At 71.8% G+C, this 13260-nt stretch carries 9 protein-coding genes and 1 pseudogene; 7 read left to right on the top strand and 3 right to left on the bottom strand.

Annotated features, from left to right (window positions below; translation table 11 throughout):
• Window positions 1-14: 14 nt before the first annotated feature.
• Both ABZ565_RS31210 and ABZ565_RS31205 read left to right on the top strand, forming a co-directional pair.
• A complete protein-coding gene (locus tag ABZ565_RS31210; protein ID WP_361034328.1) occupies window positions 15-854 on the top strand; it encodes an MOSC N-terminal beta barrel domain-containing protein in 840 nt (279 codons plus the stop codon).
• An 89-nt stretch (window positions 855-943) separates the two neighbouring features.
• Complete coding sequence (locus ABZ565_RS31205) at window positions 944-1909, top strand: aldo/keto reductase (protein WP_361034412.1); 966 nt, start codon at window positions 944-946, stop codon at window positions 1907-1909.
• On the opposite strand, the gene ABZ565_RS31200 is transcribed toward ABZ565_RS31205, so the two are convergent.
• A complete protein-coding gene (locus ABZ565_RS31200; RefSeq protein WP_361034325.1) occupies window positions 1900-2796 on the bottom strand; it encodes a DUF4232 domain-containing protein in 897 nt (298 codons plus the stop codon). The two genes, ABZ565_RS31205 and ABZ565_RS31200, sit on opposite strands and share 10 nt — an antisense overlap.
• Window positions 2797-2918: 122 nt before the next feature.
• On the bottom strand, window positions 2919-3569 hold the full coding sequence (locus ABZ565_RS31195; RefSeq protein ID WP_361034322.1) for a DsbA family protein: 651 nt from the start codon (window positions 3567-3569) through the stop codon (window positions 2919-2921).
• 144 nt (window positions 3570-3713) lie between these two features.
• Here ABZ565_RS31195 and pepN point away from each other — a divergent pair, with 144 nt between their 5' ends.
• The 4 genes from pepN (at window position 3714) to ABZ565_RS31175 (ending at window position 12225) form a co-directional block, all read left to right on the top strand.
• On the top strand, window positions 3714-6302 hold the full coding sequence (gene pepN / locus ABZ565_RS31190) for an aminopeptidase N (RefSeq protein WP_361034319.1): 2589 nt from the start codon (window positions 3714-3716) through the stop codon (window positions 6300-6302).
• A gap of 164 nt (window positions 6303-6466) precedes the next feature.
• Window positions 6467-7510 carry a hypothetical protein gene (locus ABZ565_RS31185; protein ID WP_361034316.1) on the top strand — a complete coding sequence of 348 codons (1044 nt, stop codon included), beginning with the start codon at window positions 6467-6469 and terminating at the stop codon, window positions 7508-7510.
• Window positions 7511-7709: 199 nt separating this feature from the next.
• Entirely contained in the window at window positions 7710-11018 is a 3309-nt protein-coding gene (locus tag ABZ565_RS31180) for a S8 family serine peptidase (RefSeq protein ID WP_361034313.1), read from the top strand.
• A gap of 178 nt (window positions 11019-11196) precedes the next feature.
• Window positions 11197-12225: an aspartate-semialdehyde dehydrogenase gene (locus ABZ565_RS31175; RefSeq protein WP_361034310.1), complete on the top strand. Its 1029-nt coding sequence runs from the start codon at window positions 11197-11199 to the stop codon at window positions 12223-12225.
• Between the two features lie 49 nt (window positions 12226-12274).
• Here ABZ565_RS31175 and ABZ565_RS31170 read toward each other — a convergent pair whose 3' ends face one another.
• Entirely contained in the window at window positions 12275-12793 is a 519-nt protein-coding gene (locus ABZ565_RS31170) for a DUF1203 domain-containing protein (protein ID WP_361034307.1), read from the bottom strand.
• Window positions 12794-12907: 114 nt separating this feature from the next.
• On the opposite strand from ABZ565_RS31170, the pseudogene ABZ565_RS31165 reads away from it, so the two are divergent.
• A pseudogene (locus ABZ565_RS31165) lies at window positions 12908-13260 on the top strand (aminopeptidase N); the annotation flags it as partial.

Raw genomic sequence — 13260 nt, 5'->3', positions numbered from 1 at the left:
ATGAGGAGCACGTCATGACGATCACCGTCCACGAGCTGGTGTACTACCCGGTCAAGGGCTGCGCCGGGACCCGCACCGACTCCGCCCGGGTCACCGCCACCGGCCTCGAACACGACCGGACGTTCATGGTGGTCGACGCTGCCGACGGCGCGTTCCGCAGCCAGCGCGCCCACCCCGCGATGGCGGCGTTCGGGGTCCGGGTCCTCGACGCAGGAAGGGCCCTCGCCCTGTCCGCCGAGTCCGTCGGGCCGCTGCGCCTGGACGTGGCCCCGGACGGGCCGCGCCGCGAGGTCAGCATGTTCGGCCGGGACCTCGGGGAGGCCGTCGACCAGGGGGACGAGGCGGCGCAGTGGTTCTCCGACGCGCTCGGGGCCGCGTGCCGGCTGGTCCGGGTGGCCCCCGGCTTCGACCGCGACGGCTGGGGCGAGACCCCCGGCAAGCTCAACTTCGCCGACGCGCACGCGGTCCTGGTCACCTCGACCGCCTCGCTGGCCGGCCTCAACGCCCGCATCGCGGCCCGGGGCGACGCCGCGCCCGTGCCCATGGACCGCTTCCGGGCCAACATCGTGCTGACCGGTGACGACGAGCCGCACTTCGAGGACCGGGTGGCGCGGATGACCGTGGGCACCGCCGAACTCGCCCACTCCGTCAAGGCGATCCGGTGCAACGTCCCCCTCGTCGACCAGCGGACCGGGCGCCGCGCCGGCCCGGAGCCGGTGCGCACGCTGGCCACGTACCGCAGGGAGCCGGAGTTCGGCAACAAGCTCAGCTTCGGCGCGAAGAACGCGGTGGTCCACGAGGGCGTGGTGCGGGTCGGCGACCCGGTCTCCGTCCACCGCCCGGCGGCCGGCTGAACACCCGTATAACCAGCTGCCCCGCCCGTACGACTCCCCTATCGTCGTGCTGATGTGCCCGGAACGGGACGACGACGTGGAGGATGACTGTGCGCTACCGCGAGCTGGGACGCAGCGGACTTTCGGTGTCCGAGATCGGCTACGGGGCCTGGGGCATCGGGGAGTCCAGCTGGGTGGGGGCGACGCGGGACGAGTCCTTGCGCGCCCTGCACCGGGCCGTCGACCTCGGGGTGAACCTCATCGACACCGCGCGCGGCTACGGCGAGAGCGAGCGCATCGTCGGGCAGGTGGTCCGCGAACGAACCGGTGACGAGGTGCTGGTCGCGACCAAGGTGCCGCCGAAGAACCAGGTGTGGCCGGCGGCGGACGGCACGGACCCGGCGGACGCGTTCCCCGGGGACCACATCCGTACCAGCCTGGAGACCAGTCTCGCCGCGTCCGGACTGGACCACTTCGACGTGCTCCAGTTCCACGTCTGGAACGACGAGTGGCTGGGGCGCGGGGACTGGCTGGAGACGGTCGCGGCGCTGAAGCAGGAGGGCAAGGTCCGCCTGTTCGGGGTCTCCGTCAACGACCACTCGCCGGAGAGCGCGGTCGCGCTCGTGCGCAGCGGGCTCGTGGACAGCGTGCAGGTCATCTACAACGTGTTCGACCAGTCCCCGGCCGAGGAACTGCTGCCGGCCTGCGCGGAGCACGGCGTCGGCGTGATCGTCCGGGTCGCGCTGGACGAGGGCGGTCTGACCGGCCGGATCACCGCGGACACGACGTTCCCCGAGGGCGACTTCCGCAACCGCTACTTCCGCGACGGCCGCCCGGCCCAGGTCGAGCGGCGCGTCGCGGCGATCGTGGCGGACCTGGGCATCGAGCCGGACGCGATCGCGGAGCACGCGCTGCGGTTCGTCCTGAGCCACCCGGCGGTCTCGACGGTGATCCCGGGGATGCGCAGCGTCCGCAACGTGGAGCGCAACACCGCGCTCAGTGACGGACAGCCGCTCACCGCCGAGCAGTTGGCGGTCCTGGCCAAGCACAGCTGGCGGCGCGACTTCTACTCCTGAGGGGCGCCCGCGCCCGCCGGGGTCTTCGTCCACGGGCCGACGCCGAGCCGGCCCGTGGTGCCGAGGTCCAGCTCCGGGGTGACCGTCACGGGCGCGGCGCCGGGCTTCGCGGTGACCTCGACGTACGGGGCGTTCACCGGGTCGCCCTCGGTGGTGGTGTTGCGCCAGGCGAGGGTGGCGTGCGCGCTCTCGCCGGGGCGCAGCGTGACGGGGCGGGGTTCGGCGTTGCCGCCGATGCCGGTGGAGATCGCGGTGGTGCCGCGCAGGATCTTGATCCCGCTCACCGGCTCGCGGTCATCGCCGAGGAGCCGGAGCGCCGGGTAGCCGTTCAGCTCGTAGTCGGCGGTGGAGCAGTTGGTGAGGTTGATGCCCACGACGTGCAGCCCCATCGCGGCGTCGCCCCGGTCGTTGGTGATGCGGACCCCCGAGGACGGGCAGGCGCCGTCCCCGGCCGGGGCCCCGTCGGCAGGGACGGCCCGCACCTTGGTGATCCGGGCCCGGTACCGGCGGGCCGAGCCCGGTCCGTCCTCGGCGTCCAGGGGCCGCCGCACGGTCTGGCCGGGCTCGACCGCCTCGACGGTGCGCGTGGTGCTGTCCATGGCCTCGCCGAACCCGTTGACCAGGGTGAACGTGATGGTGAAGGTGAGCGGTTCGTTGTCCGTGTTGGTGACCTCGAACCCGGTGGACGGGGCGCCGGAGGGACCGCACCCGCCGCTGACGACCCGGACGTTGTCCCAGGTCCGCCCGGCGGGGTCGGGGAGCGGCGCGAGGGAGGCGCAGGTCGCCCCGGGCGAGGCCGAGGCCCCTGCGGTCTCCTTCCCGCATCCGCTGAGCAGCGCGGTGCTCGCGAGGGCGGCACACAGGGCGAGGGCGGTGGCGGGACGCATCCGCCCAGAAGATCAAAGGGAGCCCGGGCCGGGCTGTGCGCCAGGTCACATATCGCGTCACGGTGGCGTCACAGCCGGCGGCGGGGACCGGCGGGGACCGGTCCCCGCGACGGGGTGTGCGGTCAGTCGAAGATCGGGCCCTGGGTGCGGGTGCGCTTGATCTCGTAGAAGCCGGGGATGGAGGCGACCATCAGGGTGCCGTCCCAGAGCTTCGCGGCCTCCTCACCCTTGGGGGCCGGGGTGACGACCGGGCCGAAGAAGGCGATCTGTTCGCCGTCGGCGCCGGGGACGGCGATGACCGGGGTGCCGACCTCCTGGCCCACCTTCTCGATGCCCTCCTTGTGGGAGGCGCGCAGCTCGGTGTCGTAGGTGTCGGAGTCCGCGTGGTCGGCGAGTTCGACGGGGAGGCCGACGTCCTTGAGGGCGTTCTGGACGGCCTCCCGGGTCGGGCCCTCGCCGCGGTTGTGGAAGCGGGTGCCGAGCGCGGTGTAGAGGGGGCCGACGACCTCGTCGCCGTGCAGCTGCTGGGCGGCGACCACGACGCGGACCGGGCCCCACGCCTTGTTCTCCAGCATGTCGCGGTACTCGGCGGGCAGCTCGTCGAGCCGGTCCTCGTTGAGCACGGCCAGGCTCATCACATGCCAGCGGACCTCGACGTCGCGGACCTTCTCCACCTCCAGCATCCAGCGGGAGGTCATCCAGGCCCAGGGGCAGAGCGGGTCGAACCAGAAGTCGACGGGGGTCCTGCCGGTCGCCGTGCTGTTGTCAGACATCTCTCTCCTCGAACGGGCGGATCGCGCCGGTGGGCAAGTCTGTGCCCGACAACACCGGACGACGCTCCGGCCATTCCCGCCCGCAGGTCCGGATGACGGCATGGGAGGATCAAACTATTCGAACGTGACACAAAGGAGTGTGCCGTGCCCGGCGAGAACCTGTCCCGAGACGAGGCCCGCGAGCGGGCCGAGCTGCTGACCGTCGACGGTTACGACGTCGAACTCGACGTGCGCTCCGCGACCGGCGGGCCCGGCCGGGACGCGGCGGACGGTCCGCTGACCTTCCGCTCGTTGACGACGATCCGCTTCCGCGCGGCGCGCGGCGGCGCGTCGACCTTCGCGGACCTCATCGCCCCTTCGGTCAACGCGGTGACGCTGGACGGCACCGAGCTGGACCCGGCGGCCGTGTTCGACGGGGCGCGGATCGCGCTGGCGGACCTGGCGGAGGGCGAACACGTCCTGGTGGTCGACGCGCAGTGCGCGTACAGCCGGACCGGCGAGGGCATGCACCGGTTCGTGGACCCGGAGGACGGCGAGGTCTACCTCTACACCCAGTACGAGCCGGCGGACGCCCGCCGCGTCTTCGCCAACTTCGAGCAGCCCGACCTCAAGGCCCCCTACCGCTTCCGGGTGACGGCGCCCGCCGAGTGGACGGTGTGGAGCAACGGCGCGGAGGAGTCCCGCGAGGGCGGGGTGTGGCGGTTCGCGGAGACGCAGCCGATCTCCACGTACATCACGGCGGTCGTCGCCGGTCCGTACCACTACGTCACCGACTCGTACAGCCGGACCCTCGCGGACGGCACGACACTGGAGATCCCGCTCGGCGCGATGTGCCGCAAGGGGCTCGCCAAGCACTTCGACGCCGACGACATCTTCCTGATCACCAAGCAGGGCCTGGACTTCTTCCACGACAACTTCGACTACCCGTACCCGTTCGGGAAGTACGACCAGGCGTTCGTGCCGGAGTACAACCTCGGCGCGATGGAGAACCCGGGCTGTGTCACGTTCCGCGAGGAGTACATCTTCCGCGGCAAGGTGACGCAGGCGGCGTACGAGGGCCGGGCCAACGTCATCCTGCACGAGATGGCGCACATGTGGTTCGGGGACCTCGTCACCATGCGGTGGTGGGACGACCTGTGGCTGAAGGAGTCCTTCGCGGACTTCATGGGCGTCTTCGCGATGACCGGCGCGACCCGCTTCGAGGACGGCTGGATCACCTTCGCCAACAACCGCAAGTCCTGGGCGTACCGCGCCGACCAGCTGCCCTCCACCCACCCGGTCACGGCCGACATCCGTGACCTGGAGGACGCCAAGCTGAACTTCGACGGCATCACGTACGCCAAGGGCGCCTCCGTCCTCAAGCAGCTCGTGGCGTACGTGGGGCGGGAGGCGTTCCTGGAGGGCGCCCGGCGCTACTTCAAGAAGCACGCGTACGGAAACACCCGGCTCGGGGACCTGCTGTCGGTGCTGTCCGAGACCTCCGGGCGTGACATGACCGCCTGGTCGCGCTCCTGGCTCCAGACCGCGGGCGTCAACTCGCTGACCCCGCTCGCCACGTACGACGCGGCCGGCCGGATCACCGAGCTGGCCGTCCTCCAGGAGGCCGCCGAGTCCCACCCGGAGCTGCGGCCCCACCGGGTGGCCGTCGGCCTGTACCGCCGCGACCCGGAAGGGGAGCTGGTGCGTTACGCGCGCGCCGAGGCGGACGTGTCGGGCCCGCGCACCGTGATCGAGGAGCTGGCGGGGGCCGAGCGGCCCGAGCTGATCCTCGTCAACGACGACGACCTGACGTACTGCAAGGTCCGCTTCGACGAGGTCTCCCTCGCCACCTTGCGCGCCCACCTGGGCGACATCACGGACCCGCTGGCCCGGGCGCTGTGCTGGTCGGCCCTGTGGAACCTCACCCGCGACGGGCTGATGCCGGCCCGCGACTTCGTCTCGCTGGTCCTGGCTTTCGCCGGGCGCGAGACGGACATCGGTGTGCTCCAGATGCTGCACGCCTGGACGCGCGGCGCGCTCGTGAACTACGCGGCTCCCGCGTGGCGCGAGGAGGGCGGCCGGGCGCTGGCCGAGGGCGCGCTCGGCGAACTGCGGCTCGCCGAGCCGGGCAGCGAGCACCAGCTCGCCTGGGCCCGGTTCTTCGCGTCGGTCGCCACGTCGGACACCGACTTCCAGCTGCTGTCCGGGCTGCTCGACGGCACCGCCAGGATCGACGGGCTCGACGTCGACCAGGAGCTGCGCTGGGCGTTCCTGTCGCCGCTGGCCGCCCACGGCGCGGCCGACGAGGCGGCGGTCGACGCGGAGCTGGCCCGGGACGACACGGCCTCCGGCAAGCGGCACCAGGTGCGGTGCCTGGCCTCCCGGCCGTCCGCCGAGGTGAAGGCCCGGGCGTGGGCGGACGTCGTGGAGTCGGACGCGCTGTCCAACGCGCTGGTGGAGGCGACGATCGCGGGCTTCGCGCAGTCCTCCCAGCGGGAGCTGCTGGCGCCGTACACCGCGCGGTACTTCGAGGCGATCGAGCGGGTCTGGGCCGAGCGGTCGATCCAGATCGGGATGGCCGTGGTCAAGGGGCTGTTCCCCTCCCTCCAGGACGACCCGGCGACGCTGGAGGCGACCGACGCGTGGCTGGAGTCCCGGGCGGACGCGGCGCCGGCGCTGCGGCGGCTGGTCCTTGAGGCCCGGGACGACCTTGCCCGGGCGCTGCGGGCGCAGGCTGCGGATTCGGTGGCCTGACCCGGCCGGGGGCCCTTGTCCGGTTGCCGTGCTCCCGGACAGGGGTTCCGTTCTCAAACGCCGGACGGGCTGGGGTGCGGTGCGGGACGGTGTTGTTGTCCGGGTATGTCGACGGCCCTGTAACAGGGGTTAAGGTCGCGGCCGTTGGCGGGATACACCGGAGCATGACCCAGAACACCCCGCTCCAGTCCGGCCGCTCCGTTCCCGCTCGCGGGCGTCAACGCGTCCTCTCCGCCACCGAGTTGAAGGCGATGGGCGTGCCCGTCGGGCGAGCCGCGGAGCGGTGCCGGGACGGTGGTCCGTGGCAGCAGCCGCTGCCCGGCGTCTTCGTCCTGCACCCCGGACCGCTCAGCGGCCGGGAGCGGTTGCGGTCCGCCCTGCTGTACGCGGGCCGCCCCCCGGCCTCCGGGCGGCGCCCGGACCCCGCGCGCACCGTGGACCCGGCGTACGGCGACGCGGTGCTCACCGGGCTCGCCGCGCTCTCGCTGTACGGCTTCACCGCCGCGCCGCCCGCCGCCACCGTGGAGCGGGTCGACGTGCTGGTGCCCCGGGTGCGGCGGCTGCGCTCGGCCGGGTACGCCCGGCTGCTGCGGACCGCCGAACTGCCGCGCCCGGAACGGGTGGACGGGCTGCCGGTGGCCCCGGTGGCGCGGGCGCTGGCGGACGCGGTGGCCGGGCTCGGGGACGCGGTCACGGTGCGCCGGCTGCTGACCGAGGCGGTGCGCGGCGGCCACTGCGAGCCGGCGGTGCTGGTGGGCGAGCTGAACCGGGCGAAGGTGCTCGGCCGGCCGCAGGTGGTCGACGCGGTCGACTCGCTGCTCGCCGAGGGCCGGGCGATGGCGGAGGAGCGGCTGTACGACATGGTGCGTACGCACGGGCTCGAGGAGCCGCTGTGGAACGTGGACCTGCGGCTGCCCGGCGGCCCGCACCTGGGCGGCGTGGACGCCTACTGGCCCGATGAGGCGGTCGCCGTGGAGCTGGACACCAGGGCCCCGCGCCACAGCCGGCAGGACGAGAGGCACGAGGCCGAGTGGTCCGCGTACACGGCGCGGCGCGAGCACCTGGAACGGCTCGGCGTCACGGTCGTGCACCTCACGCCGAAGAAGCTGCGGGACGCGCTCGGGCAGCAGGCGACCGTGGTCCGGACTGCGCTGATGGCCGCGGCGGACCGGGAGCCGGCGGCGTACGTGATGATCCTTCCCCGCTGAACCGGGGCCCCGCACCTCACATGGCTGGATGTGCGTCCCGTATCCACCCGTTCGTCCCTGCTGACGCTTCCGCCCCGATGGCGGGATCACGCCATGTACCCAACAAGCCCCCCACAAGTCTCCACAAAGCCCTGTCATTTACGAAAGGGTGAGCGGTCATCCGGTACCGATTTCCGGACTCTCTCTTTCACATACAGGGATGCTGATGACCTCCGAATCCCCCGGTTCCATATCCGGAGCGAGACGAGCGGCCCGGGTGGCGGCCGCCGCCGGTCTGGTGGCCGCGCTGGCCGCCACCGGTGTCGCCCCCGTCTTCGCCGCCGACGACCCGGCCACCGCACCCGTCAAGGCCGCCGGCACCGCTCCCGCGGACAAGCTGGGCACCGCCGACGCCGAGGTCCTGACCAAGGCCAAGGCCAAGGGCGAGAAGAACGTCACGATGATGGTCGCGACCGCCCCCGGTGCGACCGAGCAGGTCACCAAGCAGCTGGACGCCGTCAAGGGCTCCGTGCTGGGACGTGCGTACGACAAGCTGGGTTACGTACGGGCGACCGTGCCGACCGCGACCGCCGAGGCCACCATCAAGGCGGCGTCCAAGCTCAGCTCCGTCCACGGCATCGATCTCAAGCAGGAGATCGTGCTGGACGACCCGACGCCCGCCGCGGACCGGGCGACCGGCGCGAAGAGCAGGGCGAAGTCCACCGGCAGCTACCCGGCCCCCGGGAAGAAGACGCCCGCGAAGAACCCGTACAACCCGTCCTTCGAGACGGGCGCGGTCGACTTCGTGAAGCAGCACCCGAAGGCGGACGGCCGCGGGATCACCATCGGCGTCCTGGACGCGGGCGTCGACATCGCGCACCCCGCGCTCCAGAAGACCACCACCGGTGAGCGCAAGATCACCGACTGGGTGACCGCCACCGACCCGGTGAGCGACGGCGACGGCACCTGGCTGCGGATGACGGACGCCGTCTCCGGCCCGGTGTTCACGTACAAGGGGCGTACCTACAACGCGCCCAAGGGCTCGTACCGGATCAGCCTGTTCGCCGAGGCCGCCACCAAGGGCGGCGACATGGCGGGCGACCTGAACCGCGACGGCGACACCACCGACACCTGGGCCGTGCTCTACGACCCGGTCAGCGGCGCCTCCCGGGTCGACCTGAACAACAACGGCGACTTCGGCGACGACACCGCCCTCAAGCCGTACAAGGAGAAGCACCAGGTCTCCTACTTCGGCAAGGACGACCCGCGCACCGACGTCTCCGAGCGCATCCCGTTCGTCGTCGAGAACCGCGAGGACGTCGTCTACAACGCGGCCGGCGCCACCTCCGACTACGTCTCCATCGGGGTCATCGAGTCCGAGCACGGGACGCACGTCGCCGGCATCACCGCCGCCAACGGCCTCTTCGGCGGCACGATGAACGGTGCCGCGCCCGGCGCGAAGATCGTCTCCTCGCGCGCCTGCACCTGGTCCGGCGGCTGCACCAACATCGCGCTCACCGAGGGCATGATCGACCTCGTCGTGAACCGCGGCGTCGACGTCGTCAACATGTCGATCGGCGGCCTGCCGCCGCTGAACGACGGCAACAACGCCCGCTCCGAGCTCTACAAGCGGCTCATCGACATCTACGGCGTCCAGCTGGTCATCTCGGCCGGCAACGACGGCCCCGGCGTCAACACCATCGGTGACCCCGGCCTCGCCGACCACGTCATCTCGGTCGGCGCGTCCATCTCCAAGGAGACCTGGGCCGCCAACTACGGCTCGAACGTCACCAAGAAGTACGACATGATGCCGTTCTCCTCGCGCGGCCCGCGTGAGGACGGCGGCTTCGCGCCGACCCTGACGGCGCCCGGCGCGTCGATCAACTCGACCCAGACCTGGCTGCCCGGTTCGCCGGTCAAGGAGGCGGGCTACTCCCTGCCGGCCGGCTACTCCATGCTCCAGGGCACGTCGATGGCCTCCCCGCAGGCCGCCGGCGCGACCGCGCTGCTGCTGTCCGCCGCGAAGCAGAAGCACATCGAGCTGCCCCCGGCCGACCTGCGCACCGCGCTGACCAGCACCGCCACCAAGATCAAGGACGTGCCCGCGCACGCCCAGGGCGCCGGTCTGATCAACATCGTGGACGCCTGGAAGCTGATCTCCAAGAAGGGCGCCCCGGCGCACGAGTACACGGTCAAGGCCCCCGTCGACACCGCGATCGACTTCGCGCTGAAGACCCCGGGCTTCGGCACCGGCCTGTACGACCGCGAGGGCGGCCTCAAGGCCGGCCAGAAGAAGACCTACGACGTCACGGTCACCCGCACCACGGGCCCGGACAAGAAGGTCGAGCACAAGCTCTCCTGGAAGTACGACGACGGCACCTTCGAGCTCGTCGGCCCCAAGAAGGTCTCGCTGCCGCTGGGCAGGCCCGTCACGGTCAAGGTCCAGGCGAAGCCGCGGACCGCGGGCGTCCACAGCGCGATCCTTCAGCTGGACGACAGGAAGACCGCCGGCACGGACCAGCAGATCCTGACGACGGTCGTCGTCTCCAAGGAGCTGGCGAAGCCGTCCTACGCGTTCAAGGCGTCCGGCTCGGTGCAGCGCAACGGCTCCACGTCGTACTTCGTGACCGTGCCGGAGGGCGCCAAGACCCTTGAGGTCGCGATGAGCGCCCTGCGCTCGGGCAGCCAGACCCGCTTCATCTCCATCCACCCGTACGGGGTGCAGATGGAGGACAGCGGTACGCCGTTCTGCTACCCGAACTACGAGAACCCGGCCAACACCTGCCGCCCGGACGCGCGCTCCTACGCGGACCCGCAGCCCGGTGTCTGGGAGATCGAGGTCGAGGCCCGGCGCACGTCGCCGCTGCTGGACAACCCGTACAAGCTGGACGTGGCGCTGCTCGGCGCGACCTTCGACCCGGCGGTGCAGACCATCGCCGAGGCGAAGATCGGCACCCCGGCCTCGGTCGACTGGACGGTGACCAACAACGCGGGCGCCCTGGAGGGCAGGCTCAAGGGCGGCTCGCTGGGCTCGGCCGACGTCGAGCGCCCGTCGATCTCCACCGGTGGCTCGTACACCAAGGAGGTCACCATCGGTGAGGGCGTCGAGAAGCTGGACGTCGCCATCGGCGGGACGAGCGACGCCAACGCCGACCTCGACCTGTACGTGTACAAGGGGAGCGCCGAGGTCGGCGCCTCCACCACGGCCGGTTCCGAGGAGTCCGTCAGCCTGGTGAAGCCGGCCGCCGGCACGTACACCGTCGTCATCGACGGGTACGACGTCCCGGCCGGGACCACCGAGTACGACTACCGCGACGTGTACTACTCCGCGTCGCTCGGCACGATCTCCGTGGACGAGTCGAAGGCCGTGAACCTGGCCCCCGGCGCGTCGGCCCGGGTCGGCGCCCAGGTCGAGGTGGCGGGTGCGGCCCCCGAGGGCCGGCAGTTCTTCGGCGAGGTCGGCCTCGTGAACGCCCGGGGCACCGCGGCGGGCACCGGCAGCGTCGTGATCGAGAAGGTCACGCCGTAACCACACGGTGCTGAACATGTGATCCGTACGGCAGTGGGGCGGGTGCTCGCCGAGCACCCGCCCCACTGTGCTGCGCGCCACTCGTCCGCAGGCCGGACAATGGATTGGACAAGGCGGGCGTGGACAGACGCATCATGGACCGGCAACCGTGCCCGTTCGTATGTCTGAGGGAGTCCCTGTGAAGGTCGGAATCGTCGGCGCCACCGGTCAGGTAGGCACAGTCATGCGCGGCATCCTGGCCGAGCGGAAGTTCCCGGTCGATGAGCTGCGGCTGTTCGCCTCCGCGCGCTCGGCGGGCTCCGTCATCGAGTGGCAGGGACGCGACATCATCGTCGAGGACGCCTCCACGGCCGACTACACGGGCCTCGACATCGTGCTGTTCTCGGCCGGCGGCGCGACCTCGAAGGCACTCGCCGAGAAGGTCGCCTCGCAGGGCGCCGTCGTGATCGACAACTCGTCCGCCTGGCGCAAGGACCCCCAGGTCCCGCTGGTCGTCTCCGAGGTCAACCCGCACGCGGTCGCGGACCGCCCCAAGGGCATCATCGCCAACCCGAACTGCACCACGATGGCCGCCATGCCCGTGCTGCGCCCGCTGCACGCGGAGGCGGGGCTCGAAGCGCTGACCGTCGCCACGTACCAGGCGGTCTCCGGGTCCGGTCTCGCCGGTGTCGCCGAGCTGCACGGCCAGGCGTCCAAGGTCGTCGCCGACGCGGACAAGCTCACGCACGACGGCTCGGCCGTGGACTTCCCGGAGCCGGGCGTCTACAAGCGCCCCATCGCCTTCAACGTGCTGCCGCTGGCCGGCTCGATCGTGGACGACGGCTCCTTCGAGACGGACGAGGAGCAGAAGCTCCGCAACGAGTCCCGCAAGATCCTGGAGATCCCGGAGCTGAAGGTCTCCGGCACGTGCGTCCGCGTCCCGGTCTTCTCCGGCCACTCCCTCCAGGTCAACGCCCGCTTCGCCCGCCCGGTCTCCGTGGAGCGCGCGTACGAGCTGCTGAAGGACGCGCCGGGCGTCGAGCTGTCCGAGATCCCGACGCCGCTCCAGGCCGCGGGGAAGGACGCGTCCTTCGTGGGGCGCATCCGCAACGACGAGACCGTGGAGAACGGTCTCGCGCTCTTCGTCTCCGGCGACAACCTGCGCAAGGGCGCGGCGCTGAACGCGGTCCAGATCGCGGAGCTCGTCGCGGCGGAGCTCGCCGGCTGAAGCCGGGGTGCCGTGGGGTTCGGGGGCGCCGCCCCCGGACCCCCGCTCCTCAATCGCCGGAGGGGCTTGATTCACGCCTCACCTCGAAGTGCCAGCAGCCGTACTCCACGGCGCGTACGTGCACCAGCGCCACCGCCGGGTCCGCGAAAGCCTCCCTCAGCGCCTCGTCGTAGCCGCGTTCCTCGTCCGCCGGGATCTCCAGGAGGCGGCCGCCCGTGATGCGGCCGTCCGCGTCGTAGCGGCGGACCGTGCGGAGCGCGCCCGCGCGGGAGAACGGGTAGCCCTTCCGGGCCGGGTCCGGCCCCTCGCACGCGTCGGCGTGGATGAAGACCGGGCCCTGCTCGTCGTACGCCCCCGGACGGGCCCAGGTCGCCGCGGCCCAGCGGCGCAGCGGGGCGTAGGAGACCAGGGCGATGCGCTCCCCCGGTTCGCTGCCGCGCAGGCAGCACCGCAGCGGGTCGCCGCCCTCCGTGGCGGTGTACGGGACGCAGGGGCGCCCGGCGTCGTCGGTCTCCCGGAGTTCTTTCAGCGCGTCCGGTTCGATCGCGCGTGCCTCGTACGTGGTCATGGACCCGAGCGTGCCGCGCCGGAGCTCCCCGGTCCGGCGGAAAACGGACATCGCCCTGGGTGCACGTCCCGTGGAAGGATGGCGGGAAACATCACAGAGCAAGGAGATGACCGCGTGCCTGGCACGAATCTGACCCGCGAAGAGGCACAGGAGCGGGCGCGCCTGCTGACCGTGGACGCGTACGAGATCGATCTCGACCTCTCCGGAGCGCAGGAGGGCGGGACCTACCGGTCCGTCACCGTCGTGCGCTTCGACTCCGCCGAGGCCGGTGCGGAGACCTTCATCGACCTGGTCGCCCCCGCGGTGCACGAGGTCGAGCTGAACGGCAGCGCGCTGGACGTCGCCGCGGTGTTCCGCGACTCGCGGATCACGCTGCCGCACCTGCAGGCCGGGGCCAATGAGCTGAAGGTCGTCGCGGACTGCGCGTACACCAACACCGGTGAGGGCCTGCACCGCTTCGTCGACCC

Origin of the sequence: Streptomyces sp. NPDC016469 (assembly GCF_040632905.1) — a bacterium.
Lineage (GTDB): Bacteria > Actinomycetota > Actinomycetes > Streptomycetales > Streptomycetaceae > Streptomyces.
This window is presented reverse-complemented; position numbering and strand designations above follow the sequence as displayed.